Origin of the sequence: Empedobacter sp. GD03739 (assembly GCF_029843245.1) — a bacterium.
Lineage (GTDB): Bacteria > Bacteroidota > Bacteroidia > Flavobacteriales > Weeksellaceae > Empedobacter > Empedobacter falsenii_B.
Window position 1 is genome coordinate 21,426 of sequence record NZ_JAOCHX010000010.1, and the last position, 21,858, is coordinate 43,283.

Below are 21,858 nucleotides of genomic sequence, written 5' to 3' on the forward strand. Positions count from 1 at the left end.
ATCTTAATTCTCGATATAATTTTCAGAAATAATCTTTCTAAAAATCACTCGAATTGACAAATTTTAATTCAAAATATATAACATTATTATTTATACTAAATTGATTTCTTGAAAGTTTTGCGACGTTTGTGATTTACAGGATCATAAGCTTTCCATAAAACTTGAATACTTTCGTTGTCCGCTAATTCAGGGTTTGTTTCCAAAAATTTGATCCCGTTGTTTCTAAACGTATCAAACATTGCATTAAAAATCAATGCTGTAACTCCCTTTCCTTGAAATTTCGGATCAATTCCAATCAAATAAAATTGAGCAGAATCATTATTTTTACTTGCTTTCATCAAATGCCACCAACCAAAAGGAAAAATTTTACCTTTCGCTTTTTGCATCGCTTTCGAGTAAGAAGGCATCGTAATTGCAAACGAAACCATTTTTCCGTCTTCATCAACAATACAGTTCACAAAATCTGGATTGATAAACGGAATATATTTCTTTTTGTAATATTCTATTTGGTAATCCGCAATTGGCACATAAGTATCCAATTCGCTGTAAGTTTTATCTAACAAATCGAACATTTCGTCGACATACGGAATAATTTCAGAAGTTTTTGTAAACTTCAATTCTCGTAATTTGTAACGTTCTCGAATAATTTTATTAAATTTGATAACCTTTTCTGGCAATTCTGTTGGTGCAGCCAATTCATATTCCACCCACTCATTAGCCGTTTCAAAACCTAATGATTCTAAGTGTTGCGCATAGTACGGAAAATTATATAAACCAACCATTGTAGCCAATTTATCATATCCGAAAGTTAGCAAACCTGCCTTTTCCAAATTCGAAAAACCAACTGGTCCCTCTATATATTCTAATTGATTTTCTTTACCTATTTCCGTGACTTTTGCCAAAAGTACTTTCGTGACTTCGATATCATCAATCATATCAAACCAGCCGAAACGCATTTTACGTTTTTGTTGATTATTGACTTCTTGCCAATTGATAATTGCCGCAACACGTCCCACAATCTTACCTTCTTTTTCAGCAAGAAAATAACGCGCTTCAGCATCTTTAAAAACGGGATTTTTAGAAACATCTAATGTTTCCTTCTCCTCATTAATAAAGGGTGGAACGTAATATTGATTATCCTTATACAAATTCATCGGAAACTTAATAAATGCTTCCAAATCGTGTTTTGATTGTACTTCTATTATGCGAATACTCATAGCTTACAAAGGTAATGAGTTTTGTAATTTCAATTCAAAAATTTTTGAGCAAAATGTCAGTTTTTGTTCATTTTTATATGATTTAATACAGAACTCTGCCAAAAAAACTAACTTTTCTGCTATTTTTGTCTCTATTCACTTATTGGAATACTTTTTGAATTTTGAATAAATATTAAAATTGATTAAAAAATAAAATAGAAAATAGATGACAGGTTATTACATTATTATTGGGTTATTTATGCTGATTAGTTGGTTTGTTAGTAACCGACTGCAAAGTAAATTTAAGTATTATTCGAAAGTACATTTAGCAAACGGAATGTCAGGAAAAGAGATTGCCGAAAAAATGCTTTCTGATAATAACATTCACGATGTTCGTGTTATATCTACTCCTGGACAATTGACGGATCATTACAATCCTGCTGATAAAACGGTAAACTTATCGGAAGTTGTTTACCACGAACGAAATGCAGCGGCGGCGGCAGTTGCAGCGCACGAGTGTGGTCACGCAGTACAACATGCGGTTGGATATAATATGTTGCAATTACGCTCGAAAATGGTTCCAATGGTAAACGTTGCATCTCGCTTAAATCAATGGATTTTGATGTTAGGATTAATCGTAATGGCTTCATCTAAAAATGCAACTTTATTGTGGATTGGTATTTTCTTATTTGCGGTAACAACAGTTTTCGCATTTGTTACTTTACCTGTAGAATATGACGCTTCCAACCGTGCGTTAGCTTGGTTAAAAGGAAACAATATGGTAATGCCAAACGAATATGAAGGCGCAAAAGATTCATTAAAATGGGCTGCAAGAACTTATGTAGTAGCGGCGATTGGTTCATTAGCGCAATTACTTTATTTTGTAATGATGGCAATGGGCGGACGACGAGATTAAAACTTAATTATTATAAAATTAAAAAATCCCTTCAAAAATTTTTGAAGGGATTTTTTATTATTTCTTATCGTATAATTTATTGTATAAATCTTGATATTTAGCCAAGACATTTTTACGTTTCAATTTTAATGTTGGCGTTAATAATCCATCATCAATTGTCCATTCATCAGGAGTTAATTCAAACTTTTTGATTTGTTCCCAATGTCCTAAACCTTTATTCATTTTTTCAATTTCACGACCTATAATATCTAAAATTGCAGGCTCTTTAATTAAATCTGCCTTCGTTGCAGGTTCAGCAATTCCTTTGATACGTAAATAATCTTTCAACACTTGAAAATTAGGTTGAATAATCGCACAAGGCATCTTCTCTCCTTCTCCAACAACCATTACTTGCTCGATAAAACGAGATTGTTTAAACTTATTTTCAATAATTTGAGGTGCAATATATTTTCCTCCAGAAGTTTTGAACATCTCTTTTTTACGATCAGTAATTTTAAGTAAACCTCTTTCAAGAACTCCAATATCACCCGTTTTGAAATAACCATCTGGCGTGAATGCTTCAGCAGTTTTTTCAGGATCTTTGTAATAACCTTGTGTAACGTTAGGACCTTTGACTAAAATCTCTCCGTCTTCTGCAATTTTAACCTCGATTCCTTTTAATGGAGCACCAACAGTTCCGATTCCAAAACCGTCTTTCTTCATACAATTCACCGAAATTACGGGAGAAGTTTCTGTCAAACCATAACCTTCTAAAATAGGAATTCCAGCACCCCAGAAAATATGATTCAAACGTGCTGCTAAAGGCGCAGATCCCGAAACCATACATACTAAATTACCACCAACTCCTTCTTTCCATTTACTGAAAACCAAACTTTTCGCAATTGAATGTTTCAAACCAAATAATCCACCTTTTGGATTGTAAGGATCGTAATCTTCAACAAGGCTTAAAGCCCACATAAAAATTTTCGTTTTAAGACCTCCTGCAGAAGCACCTGTATTGTAAATTTTATCGTAAACTTTTTCTACTAATCGTGGTACAACCGTCATTACATGCGGTTTCACCTCTTTCATATTATCTCCTAATTTATCAATGCTTTCTGCATACCAAATTCCTATACTCAAATGTTGATACAAATAAATCAACATACGTTCGAAAACGTGATTAATCGGAAGAAAACTCAATGCAATCGCATGATTTGGAAAATCTGGAATGCGATCAACGGACATTAAAACATCAGAAACGATATTTTCGTGCGTTAATACAACACCTTTCGGACGACCTGTTGTTCCAGAAGTATAAATCAAAGTCGCCATATCAGATGGTTTTATCATCTCTTTGATACTATCCACTTCATGTTGCGTTGAATTATCTTCACCCAAATCTAAAATTTCTTTATAATTTGGAACTCCAGCAATTTCATCAAAACTATAAATACCAACCAATGTTGACACTTTATCTTTTACGGCTGCAACCGTATCATATAAACCTTTATCAGAAACAATGATAAATTTACATTCAGCATTGTTTAAGATATAATCAAAATCGTCTTCGGAAAGTGTTGGATATAATGGAACGGAAATCGCTCCAACTTGCTGAATACCGATATCACAGATGTTCCATTCGGTACGATTAGTTGAAGTGACTATTGCAATTTTATCTTGTGGCTTGATTCCTAATTGTAATAATCCTCGACTAAATGCATTTGCTTTGGCAACGTATTCTTGCGTAGATGTTTTCACCCAAGTTCCGTTCACCTTAGACACCAATGCATCTTCTCGAGGATTATTTTCTAATTGATTTTGTGGAAAATCAAATAATCTTTTTATTTCCATGGTTTTGAATAATTTTCTTAGTTGCAAAATACTAATAAAAAAATTATAATGCAAGCATATAAAATTATTTTAGTGTAAATCTTACACCAATAAAAACATGGAAATTTTATTAATTTAAGACTTATTCTTCGTCATCTAACAAAGACATTTCTTGATCATAAAAATCTAAAGCGTCTTCAATTAAATTAGCAATTTCAGTATTAAATTCTTCGTTATCTTCTTCTTCAGAAATATCTTCAAACCATTCAATATCGTCAGTTTCTACATCTAATAAAAATCGAGGATAATCTGTATGTAAAATAAAGATTTTGTCTGGCATTGTAGAGTTATCAGCCAATAAAAATTTTGGTAATTCCATTTTATATGTTTTTTAATTTATCTTCTAAAATTATTTCTGCATTAGGATTTTCCCTAATCATTTTCTTCGTTTGACGATTGTAACGAATCATCAAAAACACTGCCGAAGCTGTTAATCCAGTTCCTAAACCAATCCACATCCCAAATGCTCGCATTTCAAATACAATAGCTAAGACTACACCAATCGGAATTGCGATTAACCAATATGAAATAAACGTTAGAATAGAAGGGATTTTAACATCAGTCATTCCTCTCAAAGCACCTAGTAATACCAATTGTACGCCATCTGACATTTGGAAAAGCGAAGCAATGATTAATAAGGATGCAGCTAAATTGATAACATCTGGATTGTCTAAATAAATTGTTGGTAACTGATAACGGAAAATAATAAACAAAATTCCACACAAAATCATAAATGATAAAACCATTAAAATACAAGACCAACCTGCCTCTCTTAAGGTTTTATAATCTTTTAAACCTAATTGATTTCCGATACGAACCGTTGCTGCAACTCCAATTCCTGTACACATCATAAAAGTTGTGGAAGCTAAATTTATCGCAATTTGATGCGCTGCTAAATTTACTTTAGCTAATTCTTGATCTGCAATAGAATTTGTAAATGTATAACCGCAAACAAAGGCTGCCAAAGAGAATGCACTCATTTCGAAGAAAGAAGTTAACGCGGTTGGAATTCCAATTCCAGCAATTTTTCTGAAAATAGTTTTCTGAAAATTACTTGCCTTAAATTGAACTTCTTGCAAAACTGATTTCGTTTTCTTAAAATTAAATAAAACAAGAATTAAGAAAATCATCATCACCAAACGCGCAACGAATGTTCCCCAAGCTGCACCAGCGACTTCTAAACGTGGGAATCCCCAGTTTCCATAAATCCAACCATAATTTAACGTAATATTAATCACGTTACTCAATACAGTTGCAATTGTAACAGGAATCGTTAAAGATAAACCTTCTGATAATTGACGAAACGTTTGAAAAATCATCAACGGTATCATCGAAAATGTCATAATCGTAAGATATGGAATACATTTTTCTACTACATCAGCGGGTTGTCCCATGTAGAACATCAGCGGTTTTAGGAATGTAATCAATAAGAATAAACCGATTGATAACGTAATATTTAAGACCAAACTGTGCGAAAAATAATTTGCAGCCATTTTTTTATCACCTTTCGAATCTTCTGCTGCAATCAATGGTGACAACGCAAAACTAAATCCGAAAGCAAATACTAAAACTGCAAAAAACAATGAATTTCCTAAAGAAGCTGCTGCTAGAGCTGTTTTACCCAAAACCTCATCTTCTATATTATCATATTTTCCACCTAAACCACCAACCATAATGTTATCAATAATGTTGACAGAAATTTGCCCCATTTGAGTAATCATTACAGGAAATGCTAATTTGATATTACGCCTTAAATGCTCTTTTAATTCCAATTTATTCTCTATTTACAATTGCAAAGATACAGCAAAGGTTTTGCTTCTACATTTAGAAATTGTGATGTAATTTAAAATTAATCAATAAAAAAAGACTACTTAAATAAGTAGTCTTTAATATTTATAGAAAATTTTTCTTTTTATTTTGCAACAAATGTTGACGCAATATTCAGTTCATCCATTTGTGTTTGATCAATTGGAGAAGGTGCATCAATCATGACATCGCGACCCGAATTATTTTTAGGGAATGCGATGTAATCACGAATTGTTTCTGAACCATCTAAAATCGATACAAAACGATCAAAACCGAATGCTAAACCTCCATGAGGTGGCGCACCATATTTGAAAGCGTTCATTAAGAAACCAAATTGCGCTTCTGCTTGATCTGGCGTAAATCCTAATAATTCGAACATTCTTGCTTGAACTTCTTTATCGAAAATACGAATAGAACCTCCACCGATTTCATTCCCATTTAAAACTAAATCATATGCATTTGCACGAACTTCACCTGGATTAGTCGCAATTAATTCCATATCCTCTGGTTTTGGAGAAGTAAATGGATGGTGCATCGCGTGATATCTTTCAGATTCTTCGTCCCATTCTAATAAAGGAAAATCTACAACCCATAATGGAGCAAAAACTTCTGGATTACGTAATCCTAAACGCTCTGCGATTTCCATACGTAAAGCCGATAATTGCGCACGAACTTTGTTTGTATTACCAGACATCACCAACATTAAATCTCCTGGTTTTGCGTTCATACGCTCTGCCCAAGCTGCTAAATCTTCTTGCGAATAAAATTTATCTACAGAAGATTTAAATGTTCCATCTTCATTATAACGCGCCCAAACAAGACCAGTTGCCCCAATTTGTGGACGTTGAACCCATTCGATTAATTTATCAATATCTTTACGTGTGTAAGCATTACAACCTTCCGCAGCAATACCAACAATTAATTCTTGTTCATCAAAGATTTTGAAATCTTTTCCTTTAGCTAAGTCTGTGATTTCACCGAATTCCATTCCAAAACGAATATCTGGTTTATCATTTCCATAACGACGCATTGCTTCTGCAAATGTCATACGTGGGAATTGTTCAAATTCTAATCCTTTGAAAGTATGTAATAAATGTTTTGCTAAACCTTCGAAAACATTCATGATATCTTCTTGTTCAACAAACGACATTTCACAGTCAATTTGTGTAAACTCTGGTTGACGGTCTGCACGTAAATCTTCGTCACGGAAACATTTTACAATTTGAAAATAGCGGTCTAGACCCCCTACCATTAATAATTGTTTGAATGTTTGTGGTGATTGTGGTAATGCATAAAATTCACCTGGATTCATACGAGAAGGAACCACAAAATCACGTGCACCTTCTGGTGTAGATTTGATTAAAACTGGAGTTTCAACTTCTACAAATTCTTGTGCATCTAAATATTTACGAACTTCCTGCGCAACTTTAGAGCGGAAGATTAATTTTTCTTTTACTGGATTACGACGAATATCTAAATAACGATATTTCATACGGATATCTTCTCCACCATCTGTATTATCTTCGATTGTAAATGGAGGCAATGCAGATGCGTTCAAAATTGTAATGTTCTCTGCTAAGATTTCGATATCTCCTGTTGGAATGTTTGGATTTTTTGAAGCTCTTTCGATTACAGTTCCTGTAACTTGAATTACGAACTCACGTCCTAAATGACGAGCAGTTTCAAATAATTCTCTCGAAGAACGTTCTTCATCTAAGATGATTTGTGTGATTCCGTAGCGATCACGTAAATCGATCCACATCATAAAACCTTTGTCACGTAGCGTTGATACCCAACCGCTTAACGTTACTTTTTCATTAATGTTGGCTTGTGTTAATTCACCACAAGTATGAGTTCTAAACATTTGTCGTCAAATTTATAAGACAAAGGTAGAGTTTTGAGGTGAAATAAAGAAGTTATATAACTTATTTGATGAAATAATTTTAAGAAAAAAGCGATTCAAAATTGAATCGCTTTAACTATTATGAATTTTGATTTCTCAACTTACTATGTTTATAACCGTAGGTGAAATAAATTGTCAAACCAATTACAATCCAAATCAAGAAAATCATCCAGTTTTTCAATCCTAATTGCGCCATCATATAAAAACAACACAACATACCAGCTAACGGAATAATAGAAGTTCTTTTGAAAAATGTTCTAACTACCATAAAAACATAAATCATTAAGAATAGAATCATTGGAATTTTGTGTTTGAAAACATCCCATCCTTTTTCCATCTTCTTATCTTCGTAAACTGGTAATTTGCTCAAAGTAGATTTATATTGTTCTGGAGATAATTGTGCCAAATAATCATCCAAAAATTCAATTTCAGATCCTGTTAATTCATTAATTGTTGCATAAGAATCTTTTAATTCTTTTGGCGATAACGAATTTACAAAATGTTCAATTGGCATAGGTTGCGGTTTATTCGTAAAGAAATCAATCGAATCATCTTTAAATGTTGTTGCGCATAAAAATACAATCACGGCAGTTACAATTGGCATAATGTATTTTGCATTGATAAAAGGCGTTTTAAAATTTCCTCTTTTCGCATTTGGATCGGCATCCATACGAAGTACAGCAGCACAAACTAACACAAAAGCAAACAAAGTTCCAATAGAACAAGCATCAACAACCAATTCCAAATCTGTAAATAAAATAGGAACTCCAACTACAAATCCAGTAAAAATAGTTGCAAAAGAAGGTGTTTTAAATTTCGGGTGAATAGTAGAAAATTTCTTTGGTAATAAACCATCACGAGACATTGTCATCCAAATACGAGGTTGCCCAATTTGAAAAACAATAAATACACTCGCCATCGCTACTACAGCCGAAAAAGCAATAATTCCTGCCAACCACTTTAAATCTTGAATTTTATCAAAAACATACGCCAAAGGATCTCCAACATTCAATTCAGAATAATGAACCATTCCCGTAATTACTAAAGCAATCAGCACATATAAAACAGTACAAATAATGATAGACGCAAAAATTCCACGAGGCAAATCTCGCTTCGGATCTTTACATTCTTCCGCAGTTGTGCTAATCGCATCAAACCCAATATAAGCGTAAAAAACAGACGAAACTCCAGCCAAAACACCTCCTACTCCATTCGGTGCAAAAGGATTCCAATTATCTGGATTCACATAAAAAGCACCAACCACAATTACCAAAAGTACCACAGCTAATTTTAACACAACCATTGCATTACTTGCTTTTCTCGATTCATTAATTCCACGATAAACCAAAGCTGTAATCAAAAAAGTAATGATTAATGCAGGAATATCCACCACTAAATTAAATCCTAAATATGGAGCATCTTTAAAGGCTAAATATTTTGGAATCTCTTGCGCATAAGGCGAATTCGCAATTCCTTCTAATGTTTTACCTTTCGCTAATTCATTCGAAACAAACTCAAAACCTTCTCTCGCAGTGAAATAATCCATTGTCATCCATTCTGGCAGATGCAATCCCATTCCGGAGAGCAAGGTGGTAAAATAATCACTCCACGAAATCGCGAGAACAATATTTCCAATCGCATATTCCATAATCAATGCCCAACCAATTACCCAAGCAAATAATTCTCCAAATGCAACATAGCTATATGTATACGCACTACCCGAAACAGGTACTAACGAAGCAAATTCTGCATAAGCAAATGCTGTGAAACCACAGGCTATTGCTGTAAAAATAAATAAGAAGATAACTGCTGGTCCACCTTCAAAACTTGCTCGACCAATAGTACTAAAAATACCAGCTCCAACAATTGCGGCGATACCAAAACCTGTTAAATCTCGAACACCTAACGTTCTTTTCATTGTAGTCGTGTTCTTTGCAGATTCTGCTAAAATGGATTCGACAGATTTTTTTCTGAATAATTGTGACATAATTTATTTAAAAACGGGCAAATATAAAAAAGACAATCCCAAATTCGGATAGAATCCGTATAAATATTGGTTTTTTATTCAAATTTTCTTTTTTATTCTGCTTGGTTAGATTAATTTTAAATTTAATTCAAAAAATTAACATGAAACAATTTTTATTTGCAATTGCTTTAACTGCTACTTTAGTAAGTTGTGATTCTACAAAACCAATTTCTCAGGAGAAATATCAAAAGAGTCTTGTAAAATATACAGACAAAATTTCTGAAGCTGAATTGAAAAAACAGCTTTACATCATTGCTGCGCCTGATATGGAAGGTAGAAATGCTGGAAGTGAAGGCGAAATAAAAGCGGGGAATTATATTTCTAATTATTACAAAGAGTTAGGAATTAATGGACCAAATAATAATTATTTCCAAATTATTCCTGCAGGTACTTTTAGCCGTGTAAAAGGTCAAATGAGAAATGTAATGGGATTCATCAAAGGATCAGAAAAACCAGAAGAAATTGTGGTGATTTCTGCTCATTATGATCACGAAGGAATAAAAGACGGAAAATTATATGCTGGCGCTGATGATGACGGTTCTGGAACTGTTGCTGTGATGGAAATTGGTCGTATTTTCCGCGAAGCTGAGAAAAAAGGAATCCGTCCAAAACGTTCGGTTTTATTGTTACATGTTTCTGGTGAAGAAAAAGGTTTATTAGGTTCTAAATATTATTCGGAGCATCCAATTTTTCCTCTTGCAAACACGGTTGCGAATGTTAATATTGATATGATTGGGCGCGTAGATTATGAGCACAACGAAAAAACAAGAGATTTTGTGTATGTTATTGGATCTGAAATGTTGTCTTCTGACTTACACAAAGCTGTTTTAGCTGCAAACAATGGTTTAGGAATTGATTTAGATATGCGTTACAATACGCCAGATGATCCAAATCGTTTTTATTACCGTTCGGATCACTACAACTTTGCAAAACATAACATTCCATCTGTTTTCTTTTTTAACGGAGTGCACGATGATTACCACAAACCAGGCGATACGCCAGATAAAATTGAATATGATTTATTGACGCGTCGTACAAAATTGGCTTTCAATACAATTTGGATTTTAGCAAACGCCGAAAATAGACCAGTTGTAGACAAAGAATCTCCAATGCCTTCGACAAGATAGTTATTGAGAATATAAAGCCAAAAAATCCCTTCAATTGAAGGGATTTTTTGTGTAGTATAACGAAATTAATCAATGATATTTTACATTAAAAACCAATCAATTACAGCTTCTGAACCTCCTATTAAATATATAAAACCAAGAATTATTAAGAATAGCCCTCCTATTAGAATATAAGCTCCTGTCATATCAGTATTATCTACATCAATACCTTTATCTCTAAACTCTTGAATTCTTCTTTGAGATTCTTCTCTTCTACGCCTTTTAGAATAACTACTATTAGAATATGGATTTCTAGGATTATAAGGTTTTGTCATTATACTTTTTTAATATTTATATCCAACTCCTGTAACACTCGCTTTAGTACCTCCACTGATTCCATAACTACCTCCTTTACTTGTAGAAGTTAAAATCAATACAACGTGGTAACCTTTTTTAGCAGCTTCTTTTTTTAGCTTATCCATAGCTAGCTTTTGCATTTTCCCTTCACCAGTTGTACTCCAACCACTACTTGCTTTAGCCATAATCTCCTCTCCTCTTGTTAATCCATTTACATCAGATTCTAAATTTGTAATTATAACTTTCTCCCAATCTTTTTCATCATTAATAATTACTTTGTCTGATATTTTTTGATTTCTACCTGATTCAAAATCAATTTCAGAAACTAAATTTTTAGATAAAGTATTTATCATACTTTCGCCTTCATATTGAAATTTAACCTCTTTATCACTAACCTCAATCACTTTTCCTTTTATAACCTCATCTTTATGAGTTTTAATAATATCTTGACTAAAAGCAATTGAACTGATAAAAAATGTTACTAAAAATAATAGATTCTTCTTCATAATTTGTTTATATAATTAATTTACAAACATACTTATAAAGCAATAATTGAATTTACGTAAAACCGTAATTATTATATTAATAATTCAATTAATTTTGAATTTTAATATAATAACATGGGAGATACAATAATTTATATTTTAGTTGGATTATTAATTAGTATAGTTATACTATATTTTGTAATTAAATATGCAATACAAAATGCTGTTTATCAATTTGAAATAGAGAAAAATAATCAACTTACTAAAATTGAAAAAGAACTTACAAGGAATAATGAATTGTTATCTGAATTAAATGAGAAAAGCAAAAAGTAATTAACTCTAGATACTTACACATGTAAGTTTAATATCATCATTTTTTTAAAAACTATATTGTTGCAATTCCGTAACTTTGAGGAACAATAAAAAAACAAACAATGAATAACGATATTCTTAATTTGGAACCAAAAGCAATCTGGAAAAACTTTTCAGCATTGAACTCAGTTCCAAGACCTTCTAAAAAAGAAGAAAAAGTTCGTCAGTTTATCATCAAATTTGGTGAAGATTTAGGTTTACCTGTCGAAACGGACGAAGTAGGAAATGTTTTAATCAAAAAAGCTGCTTATCCAGGAATGGAAGACCGTAAAAAAGTGATCATGCAATCGCACTTGGATATGGTTTGTCAAAAAAATAACGATGTAACATTCGATTTTGAAACACAAGGAATTGAAATGTACATTGAAGATGATAAATTTGTTACAGCAAATGGAACAACTTTAGGTGCAGATAACGGAATTGGAGTTGCGACAATTATGTCTATTTTAGAATCGAAAGATATTCCTCACCCAGCTATTGAAGCATTTTTTACAATTGACGAAGAAACTGGAATGACTGGTGCTTTAGGTTTGAAAGCTGGATTCTTATCTGGGAAAATCTTGTTGAACTTAGATACCGAAGAAGATGATGAATTAGACATTGGTTGCGCTGGTGGTGTTGATGTAACGGCGACAAAAGCTTACACTACAGAAGCTACTAACGGAACTGCTTTTACCTTAACATTAAAAGGTTTGAACGGTGGACACTCTGGAATGCAAATTCACGAAGGTTTAGGAAATTCGAACAAATTGATTGTTCGTTTATTAAATGCTGCAACTGAATTTGGTTTACAAATCGCGCACATGGAAGGTGGAAGTTTACGTAACGCTATTCCTCGCGAATCTTGGGCTAAAGTTGTGATTCCTGCGGATAAAGTAGATGCTTTCAAAGCGTCTTACGAAACTTTACGTACAGAAATCATTGAAGAATACGAAACAAAAGAGCCTAAAATGGTAATTACATTAGAATCTACTAATGCGACTTCTGCAATGTCAGCACAAGATTCTAAAGTTTTTGTTCAAACAATTATGGCAGCTTTCAATGGTGTTTACAGAATGAGTCCAGATGTTGAAGGTTTAGTAGAAACATCTAACAATGTGGCTCGCGTAGAAGTTATTGACGGAAACGCTCGTGTTTTATGTTTAACGCGTTCTTCTATAGAATCAGGTAAAGAAGCATTAGCACAAACATTAAAAGCTGGTTTCGAATTAGGTGGTTTTGAGGTTAAATTCTCTGGTTCTTACCCAGGTTGGAAAGCAAATACTCATTCTGAAATTTTAGAATTGATGAAAGGAATTTATGTTTCAAAATTTGGAGAAGAACCAAAAGTTGTGGCTTGCCACGCAGGTTTAGAATGCGGAATTATTGGAACAAATTATCCAGGTTTGGATATGATTTCTTTTGGTCCAAACATCTCTGGTGCTCACTCTCCTGACGAAAAAGTAGAAATTGCTTCTGTACAAAAATTCTGGAATTATTTATTAGATATTTTAAAAGATATTCCAAACGATGGTTCAGTTGATTACAGCTGTGCAAATTCAAAAAATATATAATTTAAGCTGAAAACTTAATCCAAAGACCACTTTTGCAAGTGGTCTTTTTTTACAATAATACTTTTTAAACAATTCTTTTAATCAAATTAAAATTTTTCTATAATTCTATTTATTTTAGAAAAAAAATCATTAATCATTCATAAGATTAAAAAACAATTATTTACAATTTTATCACCTTATTTTTACTTCTTCAAATAAGCATAATCATTTAATAATCTAGACTATATTTGTTTAACACGTGATTAAAAATGCTTATTGAAAAATGAATCTTATAACAAAGTACAGTAAAGTTATTGTTTCTGCACTTGTTGTTCAGACAACTTTTGCACAAACAAATCCGCCAATTGAAAATCCTTTTACGCATAATTTAGGGGGCTTCAATTACGGAACGAAAGATTCTCCAGACGGTAACGAATGGGAATCGCCAATGAATTTATCCTTCAACAAAGAATTACCTAAAAGCTATTTTTTCTCTTTTGAGAATCAAAATCAAGCTGTAAAACTTTTACCAGAAAATAGCTCATACTGGATGAATTTAAACGGTACTTGGAAATTTAATTGGGTTAAAAACCCAAACGAAAGACCGAAAAATTTTTACGAAAACAATTTTGATACCTCTTCTTGGGCTGATGTTCCTGTCCCGATGAGTTGGAATATTTTTGGAATACAGAAAAATGGAGATTTAAAATATGGTGTTCCAATTTATGTCAATCAAAAAGTTATTTTTCAGCATGCTGTAAAAGTTGATGATTGGAAAGGAGGTGTAATGCGAGAGCCAAATAAAGATTGGACAACATATATTTATAGAAATGAAGTTGGTTCGTACAAACGTACATTCGATGTTCCTAAAAATTGGGATGGACGTGATATTTACATGAATTTTGATGGAGTAGATTCATTTTTCTACTTATGGATTAATGGAAAATATGTTGGTTTTTCTAAAAATTCTAGAAATTTAGCTTCATTTAACATTACACCTTATCTAAATAAAAAAGGTGAAAACTCTGTAGCAGTTGAAGTCTATAGGAATTCTGACGCTTCATTCTTAGAAGCACAAGATATGTTTAGATTGCCAGGAATTTTTCGTACAGTTTCATTAACATCAAAACCGAAAATCCAAGTTAGAGATTTGGTTGTAATTCCTGATGTAACGAATAACTATAAAGATGGTGAACTAAATATTTCGGCTGATATTAGAAATTTATCAAATAAAGTCGCAAAAGGTTATAAAATTGCTTATACACTTTATCAAAATAAATTATACAGCGACGAAACTGAAAAAATTGCAACAACTGAATATATTATCAATTCTGATGCAGTTACAATCAATCCTAATTCTTCATCTATTTACAAACTAAAACTAAAACTAAAGAATGCAAATCTTTGGTCAGCAGAGCGTCCTTATCGTTATACGTTAGTTGGAGAATTAAAAGATGTAAAGAACAAAACAATCGAAACAGTTTCGACGAATGTAGGATTTAGAAAGGTTGAAATTAAAGATACAAAAGCTGAAGATGATGAGTTTGGTTTGGCTGGACGTTATTTCTATGTAAATGGAAAAACAGTAAAACTGAAAGGTGTTAACCGCCACGAAACAAATCCTGAAAAAGGAAAAGTTGTGACACGTCAACAGATGGAAGAAGAAATTAAGTTGATGAAACGTGCAAATATTAACCATGTTCGTAACTCACATTATCCAGATGATCCTTATTGGTATTATTTATGCGACAAATATGGGATTTATTTAGAGGACGAGGCCAATGTAGAAAGTCACCAATATTACTACGGTGAAGCTTCAATCTCTCATCCAAAAGAGTGGAGAGATGCGCACGTGGCACGTAATGTAGAGATGGTTCATGCAACAATCAATCATCCTTCTATCGTTATTTGGTCTTTAGGAAATGAGGCTGGTCCTGGAAATAATTTTGTTGAAGCCTACAATGCAATCAAAAAAATTGATACTTCTCGTCCTGTTCAATACGAGCGAAATAATGCAATTGTTGATATGGGATCTAATCAATACCCTTCTATCAATTGGGTTCGTGGTGCTGTACAAGGAAATTATAAGTTAAAATATCCTTTCCATATTTCTGAATATGCGCATGGAATGGGAAATGCAGCTGGAAATCTGATAGATTATTGGGAAGCAATGGAATCTACCAACTTCTTTATGGGAGGTGCTATTTGGGATTGGGTTGACCAAGCAATGTATTATTATGATAAAAAGACAGGCGAAAAATTCTTCGCTTACGGAGGTAATTTCGGGGATAAACCAAATGACGGAACGTTTGTAAACAATGGATTAGTTTTCGCTGATTTAAAGGAAAAACCTTCTTACTGGGAAGTTAAAAAAGTCTATCAAAATGTTGGTGTAAAACCTGCAAATATCTTGAATGGTGAAATCGAAATTTTTAATAAAAATTATTTCATTTCGTTAGAAGATTACACGCCAGAATGGGCTTTATACGAAGATGGAATCGAAATTGAAAGAAGTACAGCTTTTATTGAGCCTAAAAAAATCATTAGTCCTCGCGAAAAACAAATCGTTCGTTTACCAATTAATCAATCAAAATTAAAACCTACATCAGAGTATTTTGTAAAAATTCAATTCAAGCAAAATCATGATCAATTGTGGGCGAAGAAAGATTATGTTCAAATGGAAGAACAAATTTTTGTGAAAGCTGCAGAACAAATTCCGACAATTCAAGAAGTTCAAAAAACAAATCAAATTACCATAACAGATTCAGAAAAACTAAAAACAATTAGTGGAAATGGTTTCGCTGTAAAATTTGATAATCAAACTGGAACTATTTATAGTTTAAATTATAATAACCAAACGATTATTAAAGATGGTGACGGTCCAAAATTAGATGCTTATCGTGCACCAATGGATAATGACAACTGGGCGTATCAGCAATGGTTTCAAAAAGGTTTACATAATTTAAAACACAAAGTTTTATCATCAACTTCTTACACAAGAAAAGATGGCGCAATTGTATTATCGTATGTTGTAGAATCACAAGCGCCAAATAGCGCATCACTTTTAGGAGGTACTTCTGGAACATATAAGATCGAAGAACACAAAGACCAAGTATTTGGGGAAAATGATTTCAAATTTACTTCAAATCAAGTTTGGACGATTTATCCAGATGGTTCAATCGAATTATCGTCAAGTATTACTTCAAATGACGAATCGCTTGCTTTAGCGCGTTTAGGTTATGAATTGAAATTACCAGAAAATTTGAGCAATTACAACTATTACGGACGCGGTCCGATTAATAATTATGCAGATCGTAAAACCGCTCAGAATATTGAATTTCATAAAAGTACAGTGAAAGATCAGTTTGTACCGTGGCCAAATCCGCAAAGTATGAGTAATAATGAGGAAGTTAGATGGAGTTCTTTAACTGATACTTCTGGAAATGGGGTTGTTTTTGTAAGCAAAGATTTGATGTCAACTTCTGTTTTGCCTTGGAGCGAATTAGAATTAACGCAAACGCCTCATTTCTATCAATTACCAAAAAGTAATGGAACGTATATGCATTTAGATGCTGGTGTTACAGGGCTTGGAGGAAATAGTTGTGGGCAAGGACCACCATTAGAACAAGATCGTGTAAAACCAAACGCAACAACTTTTGGATTTATTATTCGTCCTGTTCAAAGCAATAATTATTCAACGCAAGCAAAAGTAAAAGGAGCAGGAGATTCTCCACTTCTTATTACACGAAACAAAATTGGGGAAGTTACAATTTTGAGCCAAAATCAACATGCAGATTTGTATTACAAAATCGGGAATGGAAAAGAAACGAAGTATACAGAACCTTTCAAATTGAGAGATGCGAATACAATTGTTACTTGGGATAAAAATAATCCGAACATTAAAGTTTCTTCAAAATTTACTAAAATAGAAACGATTCCGTTACAAGTTGTTTTTGCTTCAAGTCAAGAAACTGGAGAAGGAGATGCTGCAAATCTTGTAGATCGTAATCCAAGCTCTATTTGGCATACGATGTATTCTGTCACTGTTGCGCAATATCCTCATTGGGTTGATTTTGATGCAGGAGAATTCAAGATGATTAAAGGATTTACATATTTACCTCGTCAAGATGGAGCTAATGGAAATATAAAAGATTATAGAATTCAGATTAGTTTAGACGGAAAAAATTGGAGTAACCCTATCAAAGAAGGTTCTTTCGAGAAAAACACTAAACTGCAAACAATTTTGTTCGACAAACCAATTCGCGGAAGATATATCCGTTTCACAGCTTTAAGTTCTCAGAATGGACAAGATTACGCTGCTGGATCCGAATTTGGAGTTTTAGTTAACTAACATTTTTACTCATAGTTTTTTCAAAAGAAATTCATATCATACAAATGGTATGAATTTCTTATTTTTATACCTCACATCAATTTAACATCAAGCCAAAATGTCATCAAATCGATATCCTCAACGCATTGTTTGCTTAACCGAAGAAGGAACTGAAATTCTGTATAACATTAATGAACAACATCGTTTAGTAGGAATTAGTGGTTTTACCTATCGTCCGCCACAAGCAAGAAAAGAAAAACCTAAAGTTTCAACTTTTTTAGATGCTAAATTTGAAGATATCATCAATTTGAAACCAGATTTAGTTGTAGGATATTCGGATTTACAAGCAGATATTGCAGCAGGATTAATTAGAAGAGGAATCAATGTGTTTATCTTTAATCACCGAACAGTTGATGAAATTTTAAATATGATTGTGCAATTTACTTCATTGATTGGTTGCCAAGATAAAGGATTAAAATTAGTTGAATCTTATGAAAAGAAACTCGAAGAAGTAAAACAACAAGCTGCTCTCCTTCCCTATCATCCAACAGTTTTTTTTGAAGAATGGGACGAACCAATTATTTCGGGAAGCGCTTGGGTAAATGATTTGATAGAAATTGCTGGAGGAAAATTAGCTTTTCCAGAACTCAAAAATAAAGCTTTGGCTAAAGATCGTATTTTGTTGGCTGAACAAGTGATTGAACGTAACCCTGAAATTATTATTGGTTCTTGGTGTGGTAAAATGTTCAAACCAGAAAAAGTAAAACAACGTATTGGTTTCGAAAATGTAAAAGCAGTTCAACAAAATCATTTATACGAAATAAAATCTGAATTGATTTTACAACCTGGTCCTGCTGCTTTAACCGATGGTTTGGATAAAATTGTGGAGATTATTACAAATTATAAATAAATATATGGATCCGGATTTTTTAATTTTGTATACTAAAGTAATTTTAGTCCTTCACTTCGTATTCGATATTTTATTATTAATTATTTCTATTGTTGCTCACGGAAAAAAAATAAGTTTTAGTAATTATCTAATTTTCATAACAATTTCTATATTACTATTATCAATAATAAGATTATCTATAAAAGAATATCTTGGTGTTTCAATTTATGAACTAAATATAGTAACAAATATTCTCGAAAAACTTTTATACATAGCATTCGGAATTATATTAATAATTGGAATTTCTAAATTAAAAATCAATAAAGAAGAAGAATAAAAATCCCGCTGAAAGCGGGATTTAATTTATTGTATAATATTGACTTCTCTAACCAATGTTACGCCATATTTGGCTTTCACATCTTCTATAATTCGTTCAGACAAATCATATATTTCGCGTCCTGTTGCATTTCCATAATTCACCAAGACCAAAGCTTGTTTGTCGTGAACTCCCGTATCTCCAAAACGTTTTCCTTTCCAACCTGCGTGTTCTATTAACCAACCAGCAGCTAATTTTACACCTAAATCAGTTTTGAAATGAGAAATTTCTGGATGAAGTTTTTCAATCTCAGCAAATTCTTCATTCGAAATCACAGGGTTTTTAAAGAAACTTCCCGAATTCCCTATTTGCGAAGGATCTGGTAATTTACTTTGACGAATTTTGATCACAGCTGCACTAATTTCTTGAATCGTTGGATCAAAAATTTGCTCCTTTTCCAATTCAGATTTTATTGCACCATAATCAACATGAAGTTTATGATTTTTCTTTGTCAGTTTAAACGTAACTGCCACCAAGACATATTGACCTCTCAATTCATTTTTAAAAACAGATTCGCGATAACCAAACTGACATTCTTCATTTGTAAAAGTACGTTCATCACCCGTTTCCAGAACTAATGTCTGAACTTCTTCGATATAATCTTTTACCTCTACGCCATACGCACCAATATTTTGCATCGGTGCAGTACCAACATTTCCAGGAATCAACGAAAGATTTTCTAATCCTCCGAAATCATTTTGCAACGTCCATTCAACAAAATTATGCCAATTCTCGCTTCCTTGCGCTTTTACATACACAAAATCATCATCTTCATTGATAATTTCGATTCCTTTCAAATTCAGTTTTAACACAATTCCAGGGAAATCGTCTACAAAAAGCATATTACTTCCTCCTCCTATAAATAAAATAGGTAAATCTTTTTGACGACGAAAAACCAAAACTTTTCGCAAATCTTGAATAGTTGCAACATCAGCAAAATATTTTGCTTTCGCTTCTATTCCAAATGTGTTATATAATTTTAATGAATAATTTTCGATGATTTCCATCTTCGTATTTTTCTTATGATCTAATTGTTCCTGGATATTGTTCTAAAGCTTCTTTCAAGATTTCGACAGAACGAACCAAATCTTCTTCTTTCAAAACATAAGCCAAACGAACTTCTTGAATTCCTGAATTTGGAGTTGAATAAAATCCTGCTCCTGGTGCCAACATTACTGTTTCTCCATTTGATGAGAAAGATTCTAATAACCAGATTGCAAATTTTTCTGCACTATCTACAGGTAATTGAATCATACAATAAAATGCTCCTTTTGGATTTGGACAAACAACACCTGGAATTTGTTGTAAACCTTTTACCAAAGTGTTGCGACGTTTTAAATATTCTGTACGACAATCTTCAAAATAAGTTCCTACGTTTCTGTGTGCTAATGTTGCAATGTACTGAGAAATTTCAACTGGACTTAAACGCGCTTGAGCATATAACATCGCAGCTTTTAAGAATTTCTCGTTACGTGTAATCAAAGCTCCAGAACGTGCTCCACATAAAGAAAAACGTTTCGATTCAGAATCAATTACAATTGCATTATCTTTCAGTTCTGGGAAACTTAAAACAGATGTAAATTCTTCTTCTGTATATAAATATTCTGCATAAACTTCGTCCGCAATTAAATATATATCATGCTCTAAAACCAAATCTTTCAATTGATTTAATTCTTCTTTCGAATATACATAACCTGTTGGATTCCCTGGATTACAAATTAAAATCGCACGTGTTTTATCTGTAATTTTTTTTGCAAACTCCTCAACAGATGGTAAAGCAAAATTATTTTCGATTGTAGATGGAACTGGAACAATATTTACATCGTTTTCACATGTAAATCCATTATAATTTGCATAAAAAGGTTCTGGAATAATAATTTCATCTCCTGGATTTGCAATAATTCCGAAAATAAATAATAAAGCTTCCGAACCTCCTAATGTTGCAATAAAATTTTCTGGCGTTAATTCAATTCCGCGATTTGTAAAATAATCTGCCAAAGCCTGACGATATTCCAACGTTCCTTCTGAGTGCGTATAAGAAATAATGTTTGAAGGAAAATTTTTCAATCCTTCTAAAACAGCTTTTGGCGACTCAATATCGGGCTGTCCAATATTTAAGTGATAAACTTTCGTTCCTCTTTTTTTCGCTGCATCTGCGTATGGCACCAACTTTCTGATTGGAGAAGCTGGCATATTTTGTGATTTTTCAGATAATATTAACATTTATTGTAATTTTTAAAATTTGATTTGAATTCTTTGGTATTGTTTTTGTAATTTTAAAGTGTAAATATAAAAAACGTTTAATCTCAAAAAAAACTTTATTATGAGTAAATTAAATAATGCAACTAAATTATTAGCAGGTTTAGCAATTGGAACAGCAATCGGAGCAGTAGTAGGTTTATTATATGCGCCAGAATCAGGGAAAGACACTCGCAAAAAATTAAAAAAAGAAGCTGACAAATACAAAAAAGAGTTAGACAAATACGCGAATGATTTTTCTGATAAAGCGAAAAAAACAAAAAAAGAATTAGAAGCTAAATTAGACGAAGTAAAATCAAAATTAGCAGAACAAAAAGACGAGTTTGTAGCAAAAGCGAAAGAAGCTGGAAAAGATTTAAAATCTAAAGCAAACCAAACAAAAGAAGATTTAAAAGACGAATTTCAAGAAAACGTAGGAGTTTAATTTCTTCGA

Annotated in this window: 18 protein-coding genes; 8 read left to right on the forward strand and 10 right to left on the reverse strand. The window is 32.6% G+C overall.

Features of this window, described 5'->3' with window-relative positions:
- Positions 1-95: 95 nt before the first annotated feature.
- On the reverse strand, positions 96-1,217 hold the full coding sequence (locus tag N5E64_RS04935; RefSeq protein ID WP_125350449.1) for a GNAT family N-acetyltransferase: 1,122 nt from the start codon (positions 1,215-1,217) through the stop codon (positions 96-98).
- Between the two features lie 205 nt (positions 1,218-1,422).
- Here N5E64_RS04935 and N5E64_RS04940 point away from each other — a divergent pair, with 205 nt between their 5' ends.
- Positions 1,423-2,112, forward strand: a complete 690-nt coding sequence (locus N5E64_RS04940; protein ID WP_115001061.1) for a zinc metallopeptidase — start codon at positions 1,423-1,425, stop codon at positions 2,110-2,112.
- Between the two features lie 57 nt (positions 2,113-2,169).
- Here N5E64_RS04940 and N5E64_RS04945 read toward each other — a convergent pair whose 3' ends face one another.
- The 5 genes from N5E64_RS04945 to N5E64_RS04965 all read right to left on the reverse strand — a co-directional run bounded on the left by N5E64_RS04945 (position 2,170) and on the right by N5E64_RS04965 (position 9,680).
- Entirely contained in the window at positions 2,170-3,945 is a 1,776-nt protein-coding gene (locus N5E64_RS04945) for a long-chain fatty acid--CoA ligase (RefSeq protein ID WP_280036061.1), read from the reverse strand.
- 121 nt (positions 3,946-4,066) lie between these two features.
- Positions 4,067-4,303, reverse strand: a complete 237-nt coding sequence (locus tag N5E64_RS04950; RefSeq protein WP_038336082.1) for a hypothetical protein — start codon at positions 4,301-4,303, stop codon at positions 4,067-4,069.
- Between the two features lies 1 nt (position 4,304).
- Positions 4,305-5,756, reverse strand: a complete 1,452-nt coding sequence (locus N5E64_RS04955; RefSeq protein ID WP_280036064.1) for an MATE family efflux transporter — start codon at positions 5,754-5,756, stop codon at positions 4,305-4,307.
- Positions 5,757-5,896: 140 nt separating this feature from the next.
- Entirely contained in the window at positions 5,897-7,654 is a 1,758-nt protein-coding gene (gene aspS, locus N5E64_RS04960; RefSeq protein WP_280036067.1) for an aspartate--tRNA ligase, read from the reverse strand.
- Between the two features lie 118 nt (positions 7,655-7,772).
- Positions 7,773-9,680 carry an amino acid permease gene (locus N5E64_RS04965; protein WP_280036068.1) on the reverse strand — a complete coding sequence of 636 codons (1,908 nt, stop codon included), beginning with the start codon at positions 9,678-9,680 and terminating at the stop codon, positions 7,773-7,775.
- 140 nt (positions 9,681-9,820) lie between these two features.
- On the opposite strand from N5E64_RS04965, the gene N5E64_RS04970 reads away from it, so the two are divergent.
- Complete coding sequence (locus tag N5E64_RS04970; protein ID WP_280036070.1) at positions 9,821-10,846, forward strand: M28 family peptidase; 1,026 nt, start codon at positions 9,821-9,823, stop codon at positions 10,844-10,846.
- An 80-nt stretch (positions 10,847-10,926) separates the two neighbouring features.
- Here the strand turns inward: N5E64_RS04970 and N5E64_RS04975 are convergent, their stop codons facing one another.
- Positions 10,927-11,160, reverse strand: coding sequence for a hypothetical protein (locus N5E64_RS04975; RefSeq protein ID WP_038336342.1), 234 nt, complete (start codon positions 11,158-11,160; stop codon positions 10,927-10,929).
- Between the two features lie 9 nt (positions 11,161-11,169).
- Positions 11,170-11,688: a hypothetical protein gene (locus N5E64_RS04980; RefSeq protein WP_038336341.1), complete on the reverse strand. Its 519-nt coding sequence runs from the start codon at positions 11,686-11,688 to the stop codon at positions 11,170-11,172.
- A gap of 114 nt (positions 11,689-11,802) precedes the next feature.
- Between N5E64_RS04980 and N5E64_RS04985 the strand changes: the two genes are divergently transcribed.
- The 5 genes from N5E64_RS04985 to N5E64_RS05005 all read left to right on the forward strand — a co-directional run bounded on the left by N5E64_RS04985 (position 11,803) and on the right by N5E64_RS05005 (position 19,127).
- Complete coding sequence (locus N5E64_RS04985) at positions 11,803-12,000, forward strand: hypothetical protein (RefSeq protein ID WP_038336338.1); 198 nt, start codon at positions 11,803-11,805, stop codon at positions 11,998-12,000.
- Positions 12,001-12,101: 101 nt separating this feature from the next.
- Complete coding sequence (locus N5E64_RS04990) at positions 12,102-13,592, forward strand: aminoacyl-histidine dipeptidase (RefSeq protein ID WP_280036074.1); 1,491 nt, start codon at positions 12,102-12,104, stop codon at positions 13,590-13,592.
- Positions 13,593-13,854: 262 nt separating this feature from the next.
- The gene (locus N5E64_RS04995) at positions 13,855-17,922 is read left to right on the forward strand and encodes a glycoside hydrolase family 2 TIM barrel-domain containing protein (protein WP_280036075.1); all 4,068 of its coding nucleotides are present in this window, start codon (positions 13,855-13,857) and stop codon (positions 17,920-17,922) included.
- A gap of 97 nt (positions 17,923-18,019) precedes the next feature.
- The gene (locus N5E64_RS05000; RefSeq protein ID WP_219034207.1) at positions 18,020-18,811 is read left to right on the forward strand and encodes a cobalamin-binding protein; all 792 of its coding nucleotides are present in this window, start codon (positions 18,020-18,022) and stop codon (positions 18,809-18,811) included.
- Between the two features lie 4 nt (positions 18,812-18,815).
- Complete coding sequence (locus N5E64_RS05005) at positions 18,816-19,127, forward strand: hypothetical protein (protein ID WP_219034206.1); 312 nt, start codon at positions 18,816-18,818, stop codon at positions 19,125-19,127.
- Positions 19,128-19,153: 26 nt separating this feature from the next.
- Here the strand turns inward: N5E64_RS05005 and murB are convergent, their stop codons facing one another.
- Positions 19,154-20,173, reverse strand: coding sequence for a UDP-N-acetylmuramate dehydrogenase (gene murB, locus N5E64_RS05010; RefSeq protein ID WP_280036079.1), 1,020 nt, complete (start codon positions 20,171-20,173; stop codon positions 19,154-19,156).
- A 13-nt stretch (positions 20,174-20,186) separates the two neighbouring features.
- On the reverse strand, positions 20,187-21,389 hold the full coding sequence (locus N5E64_RS05015; RefSeq protein WP_280036080.1) for a pyridoxal phosphate-dependent aminotransferase: 1,203 nt from the start codon (positions 21,387-21,389) through the stop codon (positions 20,187-20,189).
- Positions 21,390-21,489: 100 nt separating this feature from the next.
- Here N5E64_RS05015 and N5E64_RS05020 point away from each other — a divergent pair, with 100 nt between their 5' ends.
- Positions 21,490-21,849, forward strand: coding sequence for a YtxH domain-containing protein (locus N5E64_RS05020; protein ID WP_125350224.1), 360 nt, complete (start codon positions 21,490-21,492; stop codon positions 21,847-21,849).
- Positions 21,850-21,858 lie beyond the last annotated feature (9 nt).